Origin of the sequence: Xanthomonas pisi DSM 18956, assembly GCF_001010415.1 — a bacterium.
GTDB classification, from domain to species: Bacteria; Pseudomonadota; Gammaproteobacteria; order Xanthomonadales; family Xanthomonadaceae; genus Xanthomonas; species Xanthomonas pisi.
On the sequence record NZ_JPLE01000017.1, the window covers coordinates 67,099 to 82,886 of the forward strand.

Below are 15,788 nucleotides of genomic sequence, written 5' to 3' on the forward strand. Positions count from 1 at the left end.
TGTCCGCACGCCCCCGTGCCCTGCGGTCCATCCTGAGTTTTAAACGAAACCTTAACGCGCCGCAATCTGGCGGTGCAGCACTGCGATGCGCGTCGCAGTGCGTGGTGCATGCGCTGATGCCGATACCGAACGCGCAGGCGCATGGTCCAGACCCTCGCCGCCGGGTGGCGTCGATGTACCGCACGCTGTCGGTTGCGATACGTGTTCACTCAAGCGCTCAGGCCTGCTTCGGTATAGTCGCGCGATGACTTATTTCCCGCGTCTTGCCACTGTTTTCGTCGGCCTGTTGTGCCTTGGCAGCACTGCGCTGCATGCGCAAAGCCTGGATCCGCAATTGACTGCCATGCGCGATGCGATCGCTGCCGCAGAACGCGGCCAGTCCGATCCCGCCCAGCTCTCTGCATTGAGCCGCCATCCGCTGTACGGCTGGCTGGAGTACGCCGCGCTCAAGCGCAACATCGACAACGTCTCCAACGCGCAGGCGCAGGGTTTCCTGCAGCGTTACGCCGGCCAGCCGGTGGCCGAAAGCTTCCGCAGTACCTGGCTGCCGGCAGTCGCGCGCCGCCAGGACTGGACCACCTTGCTGGCCAACTGGAAGACCACCGACAACCTGGGCCTGCGCTGCGCGCAGCTGACCGCGCGCCAGGCCACCGGCAAGCTGGACGCACAGTGGAGCCGCGATGCGTTGACGTTGTGGCGTAACGGCAAGGCCCTGCCCGATGCCTGCGACCCGGTGGTGGCGGGGCTGGAGTCGCGCGGCGAACTCACCCCGGCATTGCGCTGGGAGCGGGTGGAAGCCGCTGCCGATGCGCAGTTGCCTGCAGTGATGCGTGCAGCGGCGCGCAGCCTGCCGGCGGCCGATCTGGCACTGGCCACCGATTACGCCGCCTTTCTCGACAAGGTCCACCCGCGTGCGCTGGGTTGGCCCAAGACCGAACGCAGCCGCCGCATCGCCGTCGATGGCCTGGCCAAGCTGGCCAAGACCGACCCGGATGCCGCCGAGCAACAGCTGCCGCAGTTCGCCAGCGCGCTGGGGTTGAGCGAGGCGCAACGCGGGCAGGTGCTGTATCAGATTGCGTTGTGGACGGTGGCGTCCTACCTGCCGGATTCGGCCCGCAGGCTCAACGCAGTGCCCGATGCAGCGTACGACGAGCGCCTGCACGAATGGCGCGCCCGCGAGGCGATGTCGCGCGGCGATTGGCCTGCGGCATTGGCCGCCATCCGCAAGATGCCGGCCGGCCAGCGCGCCGATTCGCGCTGGCAGTATTTCGAAGCGCGCCTCACCGAGAAGACCGGTTCGGCAGCCGCCGCACAGCCGCTGTATCGCGCCGCTGCGCAGTCGCCCACCTTCCACGGCTTCCTGGCCGCCGACCGCCTGCAGCAGCCGTATCGGCTGTGCCCGTGGGAGCCCAAGGACAGCCCGCAGGCCAAGGCCGCCGTGGCGCGCGACCCGGCATTGACCCGTGCGATTGCGTTGTTCCAGATCGATCGCCCTGGCTGGGCCGTGGCCGAATGGAACGATGCCGCCAGCCGCTTCGACGACACCCAGCGCCGCCTGGCAGTGGAAGTGGCCAGCGACAACGGCTGGTTCGACCGCGCGGTGTTTGCGCTCGGCAAACAGCCGGACGAGCAACGGCTGTATTCGCTGCGTTTCCCGTTGCATCACGATGAGGGCATTCGCCGCGAAGCCGCCAAGAACGCCATCGACCCGGCCTGGGTTGCCGCAGAGATCCGTGCCGAAAGCATCTTCAATCCGCGCGCGCGGTCGCCTGCCAACGCCATGGGCTTGATGCAGGTATTGCCCGGCACCGGCGCGGCGGTCGCCAAGGGCATCGCCCTGCCCGGCTACGCAGGTGCCGCCAGCCTGTACGAGCCGGACACCAACATCGCCATCGGCACCGCGTACCTGCGCCAGCTGCTCAACACCTACGGCCTGCCCTATCTCACCATCGCCGCCTACAACGCCGGTCCCGGCCCGACCGGGCGCTGGCAATCGCAACGGCCGGGCTTTGACCCGGACTTCTGGATCGAGACCATCAGCTACAAGGAAACCCGTGAATACGTCGCGCGTGTGCTCGCCTTCAGCGTGATCTACGACTGGCGCCTCAACGGCGACATGCTGCCGCTGAGCGACCGCCTGATGGGCAAACTGGTGGACAAGCGCCAGAAACCGGTGTGCACGCCAGGCCAGAGTGCGAGCAACGCAGCGCAGGATTGAGCGCACTTGCGCCGACCGGCATGGCCGCGCGACCCAACGGTCGCGTTTGTGCCAGTGCGTTGCTCGACGCGAACCTTCCTTGATCGACGTGCGATGCCTCGCCACTTGCAGGATACGCGGCGATTGCGTCGTTTGAAGCGCGCTGGCGTTGCGGCCTGGCCTCGCTGACTGTTCTCAAGCGGGCATCGATGGTAACCGAGCAAACGCACAACGCCCGCATCGCTGCGTGCGTTGTGTGATGCCTGCAGCGCTGCAACCATCGCAGCGCTGCGTGTCGCGTTACAACTTGCCGGCGCCGGCCTTGGCCTTGACGTCTGCAGCCACCTTGTTGGCAGACAGCAGGTTGTAGGTGTACGGCGGCTTCCAGCCGATGTTGCTGTTCCACGAGCAGCTCAAGGCCTTGCCATTGAGCAGCGAGCCCTGGTCGCGGTACACGCTGCCCTTGTAGTCGGCAGCGATCTTGTCGCAGCTGCTCACGCCGCTGATGTCGAAGGCATTGTTCTCGGAGAAGATCTTCGATTCCTTGCCCACGCCATGCGCGTGCGAGAACGGGTAGACCTTATTGCTGGTGCTGCCCACGTGGTAGTTGTTGTACAGATGCACCTGGCCGAAACGCACCCGCGGTGCACGTGCGGAGATGTTCTCGAACAAGGTGTTGTGGATGGTCACCTTGAGCTTGCCGCTATCGGTGCTGGAGGCGCTGTCGCTGGAACCGATCAGGCTGTTCTTCTCGTGCGACTTGAACGCCGAGTACGAGATGGTCACGAAGTTGGCGCCCTTCTTGACGTCCATCGCGCCATCGTGATGTTGCTTGGGGCGGCCGTTGGCGGTGCCGTTCTGATCGTCGGTACGACGACCATCGGTAAAGGTCACGTGGTCCACCCAGACGTTGGTGGCACCTTCCACGGTCAGGCCGTCGTACTCGGAATTCCAGTTGCCATTGTCGCCATCGTCGGCATCCCACTTCGGTTCCGGATCCCACGGATTTTCGATGGTGAGGTTGCGCACGATGACGTCGTTGGCCTTGACGTAGAAATAGCCTTCGCGGATTTCTGCGTTGGTACCGACGCCGATCAGAGTGGTCTTGGTCGGGATATCCAGACGCGCGCGCGTCTTCATGTCCGAGGTCTTGGTGTAGGCCTTGCCTTCGCTGATGTCGATGACACCCTTGACCTTGATGATGCGTCCGTTACTGCCCGCGCTGGCCTTCAGCGCGGCCTTCAATTGCGCTGCATTGGTGACGGTGTAGATGTCCGCCGCAGAGGCCTTGGAACCGCCCTTCGTGCCGCCGTTCTGGGTGGCCCAGCCGGTGGTGGCAATTTCCAGCGCAGGGTCTGCTGCATAGGCGGTGGTCGACAACAACGCGGCGCTCAACATAACGCCCACAACGGTACGTCCCACAACAGTCGATGCGTTCGACATGGTGATGAAGTCTCTTGATTGAGTGATGCGTGACACGCCGCTGCGCGGCGTGCTCCCCGTGCGTTCGCCCAGGCCAACAGGCCAGTCCCCTAGCGAACCCGGCCGATGCTAATGCTTATGTACATTATTTAAAAGTACATTTTTAACATGTAGCACCTGCGTTTTTGGAATGGTTACGCGCCACGCGCAGCGCACGTTCTCGTGCACTGCGCGTGGCAACGTTTCCAGCAGGTGCGATTGCTTACAGCTTGCCGGCGCCTGCTTTTGCCTTGACGTCCGCAGCCACCTTGTCGGCCGACAGCAGGCTGTAGGTGTAAGGGGGCGTCCAACCGATGTTGCTGTTCCAGGAGCAGCTCAAGGCCTTGCCATTGAGCAGCGAGCCCTGGTCGCGGTACACGCTGCCACCGTAGTCGGCGGCGATCTTGTCGCAGCTGCTCACGCCGCTGATGTCGAACACGTTGCGCTCGGAGAAGATCTTCGATTCCTTGCCCACGCCATGCGCGTGCGAGAACGGGTAGACCTTATTGCTGGTACTGCCGACGTGGTAGTTGTTGTACAGATGCACCTGGCCGAAACGCACCCGCGGTGCGCGTGCGGAAATGTCCTGAAACAGGGTGTTGTGGATGGTCACCTTGAGCTTGCCGCTATCCAGGCTTGAATGGCTGTCGCTGGAACCGATCAGACCGTTCTTCTCATGCGACTTGAACGCCGAGTAGGAGACGGTGACGAAGTTGGCCCCTCTCTTGATATCAAGCGCACCATCGTGATGCTGCTTCGGTCGGCCGTTGGCGGTGCCGTTCTGATCGTCGGTGCGGCGACCATCGGTAAAGGTCACGTGGTCCACCCAGACGTTGGTGGCGCCTTCCACGGTCAGGCCGTCGTACTCGGAATTCCAGTTGCCGGCACTGCCGTCATCCGGATCCCAGACCGGCTCCGGATCCCATGGATTTTCGATGGTGATGTTGCGGATGATGACGTCGTTGGCCTTGACGTACATGTAGCCTTCGCGGATTTCGGCGTTGCTGGTGATGCCGATCAAGGTGGTCTTGGTCGGGATATCCAGACGCGCACGCGTCTTCATGTCCGAGGTCTTGGTGTACGGCTTGCCTTCGCTGACATCGATGATGCCGCTGATCTTGATGATGCGCCCGTTGCTGCCCACGCTGGCCTTCAGCGCGGCCTTCAGCTCGGCGGCATTCTTGACGGTATAGATATTGGCAGCGGCGGCCTTGGAGCCTCCCTTGGTGCCGCCGTTCTGTGTCGCCCACCCGGTGGTCGCCGCTTCCAGCGCAGGATCGGCGCTTGCAACGCCAGTGAGCAGCAACGACCCGACAAACAGCGACGCGGCGGCCGCCGTCGAAAATTTCGGCTTCATCTTGATGTCTCCCTCGAATGGGTTCGATGCGCCGCGCGGCGGCACACCCCTCGTCTATCGACTGCGGAACGTACTTTTCATCTCTGTAATGTTCAGTTCCGCGACACGGATACTAGGAGCATCGCAATCGCTTGTATCTAGGCAATGCATCGATGTGCACGCGCAGTCACGCAAACGGTTGCGGGACACCACGGAGAAGACAAAACGCTGCAATCAAGACATGCGGAGACAGCGCCAGGGACACTGCAGCGCAGCATGATGCGTGTCGCATTGCAGCTGGACATGTATCCGAGCCAGCGTGTTGCCGCGATCACATGTGCGCGCTTTTTCTAGGCAAAAGCATCGATTGCAACGTGCCGATGACACGCGCGTGCACGTTGCGCGCACGCTTGAGGCGTTCGACGCGAACGCACTGCATCCGATCGAGACAAGTGTGGAAACCGCGACGCGCCATGCGAGCAACCAGCACACGCAAAACACCGGTGATGCCGCTGACCGGATGAAACGCGCGGCACACGCGTGTCGCTTGCTGCAAGCCCTCGTCATGACAACAGGATCGACACCATCGCTCCGACCAACATCGCTGCAGCGCTGCCATGCACGCAGCAGAACATGCCGGCCTGCGTCGCTTTCGCATGCAACAACCAATGTGCACGCCAGACCCGTACGCGATTGACTGCCTCGGCCCAAGTCTGAGCGCCCTCAGGCAGGCGCGCACGCTTCATGCGCACGGCCGTCGATATCCGCACACCTCATGCGTGCGGTCGGCACCTGCAATTGATTCGATGATGGGCAACCCGCACAGGCGGGGCTGCCGCGTCGCTCAGGAAAACCCCTCGAAGAACAACTCGATCGCCATCACCAGCGCATCTTCGCGTCCGGTGTGGGAGGGGTAGTAGCGCGGGCGACGGCCGATCTCGTTGAAGCCTTCGGAGTGATACAGCGCAATCGCCGAAGGATTGGACGGGCGCACTTCCAGAAATGCGCGCCGCGCGCCACGGTCGCAGGCGCCTTTGATCAGCGCACGCAACAACACGCGGCCGTGTCCTTGCGACTGCGCTTCCGGCGCGATGCAGACGTTGAGGATATGCGCCTCGTCAGCGGCAACGCTGATGATGCCGTAGCCGATGACCTGGCCGCCCTGCTCCATCACCCAGCCCGGGTAGCCCGCCTGCAGGCAATCGCGAAAGATGCTGCGCGTCCACGGAAACGGATAGGCACGTTGCTCGATCTCCATCACCACGTCCAGGTCGCTTTCGCGCATGGCACGCAGCGACGTGGGCAGCGGGGCGTTCATTGCGCTCACGCCGGATCCTGCCGGCGACGCAGCGCGCGCAGCTGCGGCCACAGCGCACGCTTGGCGGCCGGGTTGCCACGCAACTCGGCCAGCGGCCAGGAGGCCATCAAGGCTTGCGTCGTCGGGTCGCCCGGGTCGCAACCGGACGCGCGCAGCAACGCCATCTGCAAGCGATCGGGCAGACCAACGCGACTGCGTCGTGGCGGTGCAGCGGCCGAAGCAGTACCGGGCGCACGCGACTCGGCCGGCGCAGCGGGCGCGGTGCGACGTAGCGGCGGTGCAACCGCCGGAGCCGCCGGCGCGAGACGCGGCTCACGCACGGGTGCAGGCGCCGGCGCATGCTCTATACCGTCCATCGGCGCAGGCAGCGCATCGGCGGTGTCGCGATCCAGATACACGGTGTGCCCCATCGCCTGCAGGCACGACACCTGCAGGTCCGACCACACCGGCTCGTGCGCGGACTCGCTCATGGGTGCAGGCTCATGGCAGCTCGGGCACGCGCCGCCAGCGCCGCCACAGCCACATCGCCGGGCCGGACAACGCATACAGCACGCCGATCACCAGCAGCGACCGCGCCAGGTCGATCACCAACAACGCGATCACCACCGTGGCGACCGCCAATGCCAGAAACGGCACACGGTCGGCACGCGGACCACGCGCGCCGCCCTTGAAGCTCCAGAAGCGGATCCGGCTGACCATCAACAGCGCCGCCACCACTGTGACCGCCAGCGCCACGTAGCGCAGCTGCTCGCCATCGAAACCCAGGCTATCGTCGGCGAACGCCCACACGAAGGACATCATCAAGCCGGCCGCGGCCGGACTGGCCAGGCCGATGAACCAGCGCTTGTCGACCACGCCGACCTGGGTGTTGAAGCGCGCCAGCCGCAGCGCCGCACAAGCGGCATACAGGAAGGCGGCCGACCAGCCGACCCGGCCCATCACGTTGCTGTCGTATTTCAGCGCCGACAGCGACCAGTGGTACATCACAAGCGCCGGAGCCATGCCGAAGCTGACCAGATCGGCCAGCGAGTCGTACTGCACGCCGAATTCGCTGCTGGTGTTGGTCAGGCGCGCGACCCGGCCGTCCAGCCCGTCCATCACCGCCGCCACGAACACCGCCATCGCCGCCTGGACGAACTGACCATTGGCGGCGGCGATGATGGCGTAGAAACCGGAAAACAGCCCGGCGGTGGTGAACAGGTTAGGCAGCAGATAAATCGTGCGCGAGCGCGGGGGCGGTCTCATTTCATCCATCCGGCAAGTGTAGGGCCTGAGGTCCGTCCGGCGGTAGCGCGCCGGCCCCCCCGCGGCGCGATCACTTGCCAGCGCGGGCCGTGGATGCTGCAATCGCGGCGGGAATCATCCAGGGGAAGCCACATGCACCTGTCGTCCGGGCTTTGCGCCCTGTTGCTGCTGCTCAGCGCCACTGCAGGCGCCACCGATCTGTATAAGTGGAAGGACGCCAAGGGCGTGACCCACTACACCGAAACCCCGCCGCCGACCGGCCAGCGCTACGAAGCGCGCCGGATCGACGCCCGCAGCGGCACTGCGGCCATCGCCGCGCCAGAGGCTGCCACCCCGGAATCGGCGGACTGCCTCACTGCACGTCGCAACCTGGAACTGCTCAGCGGCAAGGGCGAGGTGACCATGGGCGCCGGCGACGGCAAGCCCGGCACCCCGCTGGACCCGGATGCCCGCGCCGCGCAGCGCAACCTGGCCGAAGCCGCCGCCAAGGCCTATTGCAAGCCGGCAACGACCGGCGGCCCGGCGAACTGAATCCAGCTGGCGCAGCGTGCGCGGCCGTCGGGGCATTCGAGAGTGAGACATCGCGCCGCGACATTGGCGCGTGGCATATCGAAGGCGACGCAACCACAGCCTCGGCACTGCGGCCGGGCTCACACGGCAGGCCGACGCTCCGGCGTCACGGCCGCCTGACCAGGCAAGCCGGATGCCTGTCACTGCCGCCGCGCAGCCACTGGCCGATGACCGGCAGGGCGCGACACTGGCAAACTATGGGCTTTCCGCCCAAGCGAAGCCCGATGCGTCTTTCCCAGTTCCACCTGCACACCACCAAGGAAACCCCGGCCGACGCCGAGCTGGTCAGCCACCGTCTGATGCTGCGCGCGGGCATGATCCGCAAGCTGGCCTCCGGGCTGTACACCTGGTCGCCGCTGGGCTTGCGCGTGCTGCGCAAGGTCGAGGCGATCGTGCGCGAGGAAATGAACCGCGCCGGCGCCGTGGAGGTGCTGCTCCCTACCATCCAGCCGCGCGAGCTGTGGGACGCCACCGGGCGTTGGGAGAAGTTCGGCGGGCAGTTGCTCAAGATCAGCGACCGCAAGCAACAGGAGTTCTGCTACAGCCCCACCGCCGAAGAGGCCGCGGCCGACTTCGCGCGCCAGGAGATCAACAGCTACAAGCAGCTGCCGCTGAACTTCTATCAGATCCAGACCAAGTTCCGCGATGAAATCCGTCCGCGCTTCGGTGTGATGCGTGCGCGCGAGTTCCTGATGAAGGATGCCTACTCGTTCCATCTCACCGATGCGGACATGGCGCGCGAATACGACAACATGCGTGCGGCCTATACCCGCATCTTCACCCGCCTGGGACTGGAGTTCCGCGCGGTGCAGGCCGACTCTGGCGCCATCGGTGGCGATGCGTCGCAGGAATTCCACGTCATCGCCGACTCCGGCGAAGACTCGCTGGCGTTCTCCACGGCCTCCGATTACGCCGCCAACGTGGAAACCGCCAGCGCCGCGCTGCCGGGTCCGCGTCCGGAAGCGGCCGAGGCCCTGCGCCAGGTCGATACGCCCACCCAGAAGACCTGCGAAGACGTCGCCCAGCTGCTGGGCATCGCGTTGCAGCGCACGGTCAAGTCGGTGGCGGTGATGACCGCCGCCGGCTTCGTGCTGGTGCTGGTGCGCGGCGACCACGCGGTCAACGAGATCAAGCTGGCCAAGGTGGCCGGCCTGGCCGACTACCGCCTGGCCAACGAGGCGGAGATCCGCGACCACCTCGGCTGCGAGCCGGGCTTCCTGGGGCCGCTGAACACCGCCCGCCCGGTGCGCGTGGTGGCCGATCGCGATGTCGCGGCCATGGCCGATTTCGTGGTCGGCGCCAACGTGGCCGGCGCCCACCTTGCGGGCGTCAACTGGGGCCGTGACCTGCCCGAGCCGGAGACGGTGGCCGATGTGCGCAACGTCATCGACGGCGAGCGCGCCGCCGATGGCGGCGAGCTGCGCCTGGCCCGCGGTATCGAGGTGGGGCACGTGTTCCAGCTCGGCAGCCAGTACGCACAGGCGCTGCAGGCCACCGTCATCGACGAAGGCGGCAAGGTCGCGGTGATGAAGATGGGCTGTTACGGCATCGGCATTTCGCGCATCGTGGCGGCGGCAATCGAGCAGAACCATGACGATGCCGGCATCCTCTGGCCTGCCCCGATGGCGCCGTGGCAGGTGGTGGTGTGCGTGATCAACCCCAAGCAGGACGCCCAGGTGGTCGCCGCCGCCCAGGCATTGCTGGACGAATTGATCGCCGCCGGTCTCGACGCCGCATTGGACGATCGCGGCCTGCGTCCCGGCGCAATGTTTGCCGATATGGAACTATTGGGCATTCCGCATCGGGTGGTGGTCTCGGAACGTGGATTGGCAGCCGGCACATTTGAATATCGCGCCCGCACCGCCGAATCGGCGGAAAACCTGGATAAGGCCGGATTATTCTCCCGCCTGGGGTGATGATCAAACCGGGCAATCACGCTCTAATTGGATGAACACAAGGCGCCGATTTATTTCGGCGCATTTGTCATGCGGGTTTTCTGACATTATGATGGCCGCCGCTGCCAAGGATCGGCATTCTTTCTCTCTCAATCTTCCGGAGTAGTGATGTCGATCGATCTTTCTGGCCTGTCGGCCAAGCAGTTGGGCGCCCTGATCAAAAATGCAAAGAAGCAGCAGACCGTGGTTGCCAAGCGCGCCCCGATCGCCAAGGTGCGCACGCAACTGACCCGCGCGGCGAAAGCCCAGGGTTATTCCATCGAAGAATTGTTTGGTACCGCCGCCAGTGCCGGCCCGGGTCGCCCGGCCGCTGCAGGCAAGCCGGGTCCGCGCGCCGGCCGCAAGCTGGGCAAGGTTGCGCCGAAATACCGCAACCCGTCCAATGCCCAGGAAACCTGGACCGGCCGTGGCAAGCAGCCGCGCTGGCTGGCCGAACTGACCGCTGCCGGCAAGAAGGTGGAAGACTTCCTGATCAGCAAGGTCGGCGGCGTTGCAAAGAAGGCATCGGCAAAGAAGGCCGCGCCCCGCAAGACGGCCACCAAGCGCGCTACCAAGAAGTCCAAGGCCGCTTGATCCAGACCAATAAAAACGCCGGCATTGCCGGCGTTTTTATTGGCTAATTTTCTGGCCGCTCATAAATTCTTGCGCGCCGGAATCAGCAGGTTCCCAAACAGCAAACCGGCCATCAAAGCCATCACGATATTGGTGACCGCCAACAATGCGGCTTGTCCGACGCTGACATCCTGTTGCTGCACCAGGGTCAAAAATCCCCGCAGGCTGACGCTGCCGGGAACCAGCATGATGATGCCAGGCAATCGAATCAGCGCACCGGGTTTTTGCACCACCCGCCCGAACAGATTTCCGGCGGCAGTCAATGCCATGGCCGAGGCAAATACTCCGGCCGGACCGCCCCAGGCATGCCCGGCATAACGCGCAATGACATAACCGGACATCGCCGCGGCCATGATCCATAAATAATCGCGCCGATTGGCCTTGAACAACACCGCAAACGCATAAGCGGCCACCAGCAACGAGGCCCATTCCACCCAGCCGGCCTGCGGACGCAAGGCCGCCACCTGGGGGTGCAGGCCCATCAACTGGGTCAGCGTCACCGCGATCACGGCGCCCACCGTGAGCTTGAGCACCGTGGTCACCGCACCGGCCAGCCGCGCCGTGCCGGACACCCAGTGCTGGCTGGCCAGCTCGTTGAACGCATTGGTCAGCGACATGCCCGGCAACAGCACCACCAGCGAGGCGATGATCACCGTGTTGAGATTCAACGGCCCGACCAGCGACGCCACCAGCGCGGCGACCACGCCAGCCAGCAGGCCGGCCAGCGCTTCGCCGGCTTCCTTGGTCGCCGGCCGCCTGTCGGTGTACTGGGTCAGCAGGCCGATCGACATGCCGATCGCGCCGGCGGTGGCGATATCCAGCCAGGGCAACTTCCACAATCCGGCCACGCCGGCCGCGGCCAGTCCGAAGGCCAGGACCTGCAAGGTCTTGCCGCGCCGGTCGACTTCACGGTCCAGGCGGCGCAGCGCGGTGTGGCCCTGCGCAATGCTCATGCGGCCGTTGGCCACGCTGTCGGCCACGTAGTCGGCCACGCTGAGCTTGTAGAGATCGTTCTCGCCCGGCGCCAGCCGGATCACGCGGGTGATGTCGCTGGACCCGATCGCCTTGGTCGGGTCGCTGAAGCTCAGGATGATGCCGGTGGGATTGGACCATGGCTCGCAATCCAGGCCCAGCTTCTGCGACAGCCCCACCACCGCGGCCTCCAGGCGCTGCGCCGTAGTGCCATAGGAATGCAGGCGCCCGGCAATTTCCGACACGAAGGCGACGCGCTGGGCGTAGGTGGCGCTGGCGGACGGTAAGACAACAGTGGCAGCGGACATGCGTGGCGGGTCGGATCGGGAAAACGCCGTGCGGCGAGGCCGCCAGTGTATGCCGCAGCGCGCGTGGCCGGCGCCCCCGTTGGCGGCCGCACGGACATCGCGGCGGTGGCGTCCCCATCTTTCGCTCACACCGGCGCGGTATGCTGGCGCCACGGACAGGCCACCCATGATCAAACCGCAACCTCCACGCATCGAACAAGACACGCAGGATCAGGCACAGGTCCGACTCTCCGGCAGCTGGGTCCTGGCGACCGCCCTGCCCCAGGCCGAACTGCTGCAGGCCGTGCCCGATGGGGTGCGCCGCATCGACGCGCGCGGCATCCAGCAGCTGGATTCGGCCGGCGTGCTGCAATTGCTGCGCTTCGCCGGCCGCATGGGATTGAAGGAAGACGCGATCGATTTCCGCGATGAGCACCAGGCCCTGGTGTGCACCATCGAAGAACTCAACGACGAGCGCCCCAAGCCCAAACGCGACTATGGCTTCGTCGCGGCGCTCGATCGCCTGGGCCGCACCACCCACGGTGTCGGCCAGGGCATCCTGGAACTCAACAGCTTTCTGGGCGAGAACCTGGTCAAGATCATGCGGCTGATCCACGAGCCGCGCCGCTTCCGCCTGACCTCCACCGTGCACCATATGGAGCAGGTGGGCCTGGATGCAGTGCCGCTGGTCGTGCTGCTGTCGTATCTGGTCGGCGCGGTGATCGCATTTTTGGGCTCGACCATCCTGCGCGACTTCGGCGCGGAAATTTACGTGGTCGAGTTGGTGTCCATCGCCTTCCTGCGCGAGTTCGCCGTGCTGCTGACCGCCATCGTGCTGGCAGGACGCACCGCCAGCGCGTTTACCGCGCAGATCGGGGCGATGAAGTCGCGCGAAGAGGTCGATGCCATCCGCACCCTGGGACTGGATCCGATCGACCTGCTGGTGATCCCGCGCCTGCTCGCGCTGATCTTCACCCTGCCGCTGCTGACCTTCATCGCGATGATCGCCGGCCTGGCCGGTGGCGTCACCGTGGGCGCGTTCGATCTGGATATCCCGCCGCAGATGTATCTGGCGCGGATGCACGACACCATCCAGTTGCGGCATTTTTTGGTCGGCTTGTCGAAGGCGCCGCTGTTTGCGCTGGTGATCGGCCTGATCGGCTGCCTGGAGGGGCTGAAGGTCAGCGGTACCGCGCAGTCGGTGGGCGAACGCACTACCTCCTCGGTGGTGCAGACGATTTCCTTGGTCATCATCCTCGACGCGATTGCGGCGTTGTGGTTCATGAAGATGGGGTGGTGATGAGACAGGGATTCGACATTCGGGATTCGGGATTCGTGCAAGGCAGACGCGCCGCTAGCGCCCCGACATTCGGGAGCGCGGTGCTGTGACCAATCCCCAATCCCCACTCTCCAATCCCGGCCCAGAGGCCGACGACGACCAGTTGGCGATTTCGGTACGCGGACTGACCAACCGGTTCGGCAGCCAGGTCGTGCACGAAGAACTCGACCTGGACGTGCGGCGTGGCGAGATCCTGGGCGTGGTCGGCGGCTCGGGCACCGGCAAGTCGGTGCTGATGCGCAGCATCCTGGGCCTGCGCGAGCCGGACGCCGGCAGCATCCAGGTGCTGGGCGCAGACGCGCGCTCCGGGCGCTTTGCCGACCGCCAGCACATCACCCGCAACACCGGCGTGCTGTTCCAGGACGGCGCGCTGTTTTCGTCGATGACCGTCGGCGAAAACGTGCAGGTGCCGTTGAAGGAACATCACGGCGAGTTTCCGGAGCGCTGGTATTTCGAGCTGGCGCTGCTGAAGATCAAGCTGGCCGGCCTGCCGGCCGATGCGCTGGACAAGCTGCCCTCGCAATTGTCCGGCGGCATGCGCAAGCGCGCCGGCCTGGCGCGGGCGCTGGCGCTGGATCCACCGCTGCTGTTCCTGGACGAACCCACTGCCGGGCTGGACCCGATCGGCGCGGCCGCCTTCGACCGTCTGATCCGTACCCTGCAGCAAGCGCTGGGCCTGACCGTGTTCCTGATCACCCATGACCTGGATACGCTGTATGCCATCTGCGACCGCATCGCGGTGCTGGCCGATCGCAAGGTGATCGCCAACGCGCCGCTGGCCGAGGTCGAGCAGATCGATCACCCCTGGATCCAGGAATATTTCCACGGTCCGCGTGCCCGCGCCGCGCGCGCGGCCAAGACCGACTCCACCGAGACCGCCTGAGCATGGAAACCAAAGCCAATTACGTCCTGATCGGCGCCTTCACCATCGTGGCAGGCCTGGCCTTGCTGCTGTTCGGTCTGTGGGCGGCCAAGTACTCCTCCGACCGCACCTGGCAGCAGTACCGGGTGGTGTTCCGCGAGGCGGTCACCGGCCTGTCGGTCGGCAGCCCCGTGCAATACAACGGCATCGCGGTGGGCTCGATCACCGAGCTGACCCTGGCGCCGAACGACCCGCGCCAGGTGGTGGCGCACGTGCGGGTCAACTCCACCACGCCGATCAAGAGCGACACCCGCGCCAAGCTGGCCATCACAAGCCTGACCGGCCCGTCGATCATCCAGCTCTCCGGCGGCACGCCCGAGGCGCCGTCGCTGACCACCATCGACAAGAGCGATGCGCCGATCATCCAGACCACGCCCTCGGCATTGCAGAACATCACCGACACCGCCAACCGCATCGTCGAGCGCATGGACGAAATGCTCTCCGACAAGAACGTGGCCAGCATTTCGGCCACGCTGCAGAACCTGGAAAAGATCAGCGGCGGCATCGCCGACCGCGACGAAGGCATGCAGGCGCTGATCGTCAGCGCACGCGATGCCGCGCGCAATCTGGACACCACCCTGACCACCACCAACGGCACCATCAAGCGGCTGGACCAGAACCTGGTGCAGCAGCTGCCGGGCATCCTCAACAAGCTGGACGCAACGCTCGTCAAGCTGGATTCGGCCGCCGGCAACGCCGACAACATCCTTGGCGAGAACCGTGCGGCCATCAACAGTTTCGCCAACGACGGCCTGGGCCAGCTCGGACCGACACTGACCGAATTGCGCGGTCTGATCCGCGACCTGCGCCGGGTCAGCGACAAACTGGACAACAACCCTGCGCGCTACCTGCTCGGTCGCGACGCACCCAAGGAGTTCGAACCGAAATGACTGCCATGCGCCTGTTGCGTCCCCTGCTGTGCGTCTCGCTGCTGGCGCTGGGCGGCTGCTCGGTCCTGACCGGTGGCGACCAGAAGCCGGCCACGATCTATGCCCCCACCGTACGCGTCACGCCCAATCCCACCTGGCCGCAGGTGACCTGGCAGCTGGCGGTCGCCAAGCCAAGCGCGGCCCGCATCATCGACAGCCCGCGCATCAACGTGCGCCCGACACCGGGCGAGTTGCAGGTCTACCACGGCGCCGGCTGGGCGCAACCGGCTACCGACATGCTGGAAGACAGCGTGGTGCGCGCGTTCGAAGACTCCGGCAAGATCGCCGCGGTTGCGCGCATCGGCGCCGGGATCCGCTCGGACTACAAGCTGGCGATCGACCTGCGCCGCTTCGAAGCCGATTACGCCGGCCAGTCGCTGCCCTCGGCCACGATCGAGCTCAACGCCAAGCTGCTGCATTCGGCAGATCAACGCGTGGCCGCATCGCGCACCTTCCTGGTCGCACGCCCGTCCAGCGGCACCGACACGGCTGCTGTAGCAGCGGCATTCGAACAGGCGATGATGCAGGTCACCACCGAGCTGGTCGGCTGGACCTTGGTCACCGGCCAGCAGGATAGCCAGAACCTGCCGCGCACACCGTAGGCCAACCAAGCTGCGTGCCGCCGGGAGCAAGTGTCTCCGCTGA

The 15,788-nt window shown here is 65.4% G+C and carries 15 protein-coding genes; 8 read left to right on the plus strand and 7 right to left on the minus strand.

Features of this window, described 5'->3' with window-relative positions; all coding sequences use genetic code 11:
- Positions 1-244 precede the first annotated feature (244 nt).
- Complete coding sequence (locus Y887_RS05000; RefSeq protein WP_046963288.1) at positions 245-2,218, plus strand: transglycosylase SLT domain-containing protein; 1,974 nt, start codon at positions 245-247, stop codon at positions 2,216-2,218.
- 279 nt (positions 2,219-2,497) lie between these two features.
- Here the strand turns inward: Y887_RS05000 and Y887_RS05005 are convergent, their stop codons facing one another.
- From Y887_RS05005 to pssA, 6 genes are all read right to left on the minus strand, one after another.
- Complete coding sequence (locus Y887_RS05005) at positions 2,498-3,595, minus strand: pectate lyase family protein (protein ID WP_211256980.1); 1,098 nt, start codon at positions 3,593-3,595, stop codon at positions 2,498-2,500.
- Between the two features lie 286 nt (positions 3,596-3,881).
- Positions 3,882-5,015, minus strand: coding sequence for a pectate lyase family protein (locus Y887_RS05010; protein ID WP_046963290.1), 1,134 nt, complete (start codon positions 5,013-5,015; stop codon positions 3,882-3,884).
- A gap of 310 nt (positions 5,016-5,325) precedes the next feature.
- Entirely contained in the window at positions 5,326-5,550 is a 225-nt protein-coding gene (locus Y887_RS20110) for a hypothetical protein (RefSeq protein WP_157004312.1), read from the minus strand.
- A gap of 288 nt (positions 5,551-5,838) precedes the next feature.
- Positions 5,839-6,321 (minus strand): ribosomal protein S18-alanine N-acetyltransferase, encoded by a 483-nt coding sequence (gene rimI, locus Y887_RS05020; RefSeq protein WP_181113085.1) that lies wholly within the window; start codon positions 6,319-6,321, stop codon positions 5,839-5,841.
- The gene (locus tag Y887_RS05025; protein WP_046963293.1) at positions 6,318-6,782 is read right to left on the minus strand and encodes an alanine acetyltransferase; all 465 of its coding nucleotides are present in this window, start codon (positions 6,780-6,782) and stop codon (positions 6,318-6,320) included. Before Y887_RS05025 ends, rimI begins: the two co-directional genes overlap by 4 nt.
- 10 nt (positions 6,783-6,792) lie before the next feature.
- Complete coding sequence (pssA, locus tag Y887_RS05030) at positions 6,793-7,566, minus strand: CDP-diacylglycerol--serine O-phosphatidyltransferase (RefSeq protein ID WP_046963294.1); 774 nt, start codon at positions 7,564-7,566, stop codon at positions 6,793-6,795.
- A 123-nt stretch (positions 7,567-7,689) separates the two neighbouring features.
- On the opposite strand from pssA, the gene Y887_RS05035 reads away from it, so the two are divergent.
- The 3 genes from Y887_RS05035 to Y887_RS05045 all read left to right on the plus strand — a co-directional run bounded on the left by Y887_RS05035 (position 7,690) and on the right by Y887_RS05045 (position 10,655).
- Complete coding sequence (locus Y887_RS05035) at positions 7,690-8,088, plus strand: DUF4124 domain-containing protein (protein ID WP_046963295.1); 399 nt, start codon at positions 7,690-7,692, stop codon at positions 8,086-8,088.
- A 263-nt stretch (positions 8,089-8,351) separates the two neighbouring features.
- A complete protein-coding gene (locus Y887_RS05040) occupies positions 8,352-10,043 on the plus strand; it encodes a proline--tRNA ligase (protein ID WP_046963296.1) in 1,692 nt (563 codons plus the stop codon).
- Between the two features lie 147 nt (positions 10,044-10,190).
- Positions 10,191-10,655, plus strand: coding sequence for an H-NS histone family protein (locus Y887_RS05045; RefSeq protein WP_046963297.1), 465 nt, complete (start codon positions 10,191-10,193; stop codon positions 10,653-10,655).
- Positions 10,656-10,714: 59 nt separating this feature from the next.
- Here Y887_RS05045 and Y887_RS05050 read toward each other — a convergent pair whose 3' ends face one another.
- On the minus strand, positions 10,715-11,974 hold the full coding sequence (locus tag Y887_RS05050; RefSeq protein ID WP_046963298.1) for a threonine/serine exporter family protein: 1,260 nt from the start codon (positions 11,972-11,974) through the stop codon (positions 10,715-10,717).
- 49 nt (positions 11,975-12,023) lie between these two features.
- On the opposite strand from Y887_RS05050, the gene Y887_RS05055 reads away from it, so the two are divergent.
- The 4 genes from Y887_RS05055 (at position 12,024) to Y887_RS05070 (ending at position 15,745) form a co-directional block, all read left to right on the plus strand.
- Positions 12,024-13,253 carry an ABC transporter permease gene (locus tag Y887_RS05055; protein WP_181113082.1) on the plus strand — a complete coding sequence of 410 codons (1,230 nt, stop codon included), beginning with the start codon at positions 12,024-12,026 and terminating at the stop codon, positions 13,251-13,253.
- A gap of 85 nt (positions 13,254-13,338) precedes the next feature.
- The gene (locus Y887_RS05060) at positions 13,339-14,175 is read left to right on the plus strand and encodes an ABC transporter ATP-binding protein (RefSeq protein ID WP_046963300.1); all 837 of its coding nucleotides are present in this window, start codon (positions 13,339-13,341) and stop codon (positions 14,173-14,175) included.
- A 2-nt stretch (positions 14,176-14,177) separates the two neighbouring features.
- The gene (locus tag Y887_RS05065) at positions 14,178-15,104 is read left to right on the plus strand and encodes an MlaD family protein (protein WP_005991785.1); all 927 of its coding nucleotides are present in this window, start codon (positions 14,178-14,180) and stop codon (positions 15,102-15,104) included.
- Positions 15,101-15,745, plus strand: a complete 645-nt coding sequence (locus Y887_RS05070) for an ABC-type transport auxiliary lipoprotein family protein (RefSeq protein ID WP_046963301.1) — start codon at positions 15,101-15,103, stop codon at positions 15,743-15,745. The genes Y887_RS05065 and Y887_RS05070 overlap by 4 nt, the downstream gene beginning before the upstream one ends.
- Positions 15,746-15,788 lie beyond the last annotated feature (43 nt).

Excerpts from the sequence above, each read along its gene's own strand:
- Y887_RS05070 (WP_046963301.1), top strand. The coding sequence starts at position 15,101 with ATGACTGCCATGCGCCTGTTGCGTCCCCTGCTGTGCGTCTCGCTGCTG.
- Y887_RS05055 (WP_181113082.1), top strand. The coding sequence starts at position 12,024 with ATGCCGCAGCGCGCGTGGCCGGCGCCCCCGTTGGCGGCCGCACGGACA.
- Y887_RS05010 (WP_046963290.1), bottom strand. The coding sequence starts at position 5,015 with ATGAAGCCGAAATTTTCGACGGCGGCCGCCGCGTCGCTGTTTGTCGGG.
- Y887_RS05040 (WP_046963296.1), top strand. The coding sequence starts at position 8,352 with ATGCGTCTTTCCCAGTTCCACCTGCACACCACCAAGGAAACCCCGGCC.
- Y887_RS05045 (WP_046963297.1), top strand. The coding sequence starts at position 10,191 with ATGTCGATCGATCTTTCTGGCCTGTCGGCCAAGCAGTTGGGCGCCCTG.
- Y887_RS05065 (WP_005991785.1), top strand. The coding sequence starts at position 14,178 with ATGGAAACCAAAGCCAATTACGTCCTGATCGGCGCCTTCACCATCGTG.
- pssA (WP_046963294.1), bottom strand. The coding sequence starts at position 7,566 with ATGGATGAAATGAGACCGCCCCCGCGCTCGCGCACGATTTATCTGCTG.
- Y887_RS05035 (WP_046963295.1), top strand. The coding sequence starts at position 7,690 with ATGCACCTGTCGTCCGGGCTTTGCGCCCTGTTGCTGCTGCTCAGCGCC.
- Y887_RS05005 (WP_211256980.1), bottom strand. The coding sequence starts at position 3,595 with ATGTTGAGCGCCGCGTTGTTGTCGACCACCGCCTATGCAGCAGACCCT.
- Y887_RS05025 (WP_046963293.1), bottom strand. The coding sequence starts at position 6,782 with ATGAGCGAGTCCGCGCACGAGCCGGTGTGGTCGGACCTGCAGGTGTCG.
- Y887_RS05000 (WP_046963288.1), top strand. The coding sequence starts at position 245 with ATGACTTATTTCCCGCGTCTTGCCACTGTTTTCGTCGGCCTGTTGTGC.
- Y887_RS05050 (WP_046963298.1), bottom strand. The coding sequence starts at position 11,974 with ATGTCCGCTGCCACTGTTGTCTTACCGTCCGCCAGCGCCACCTACGCC.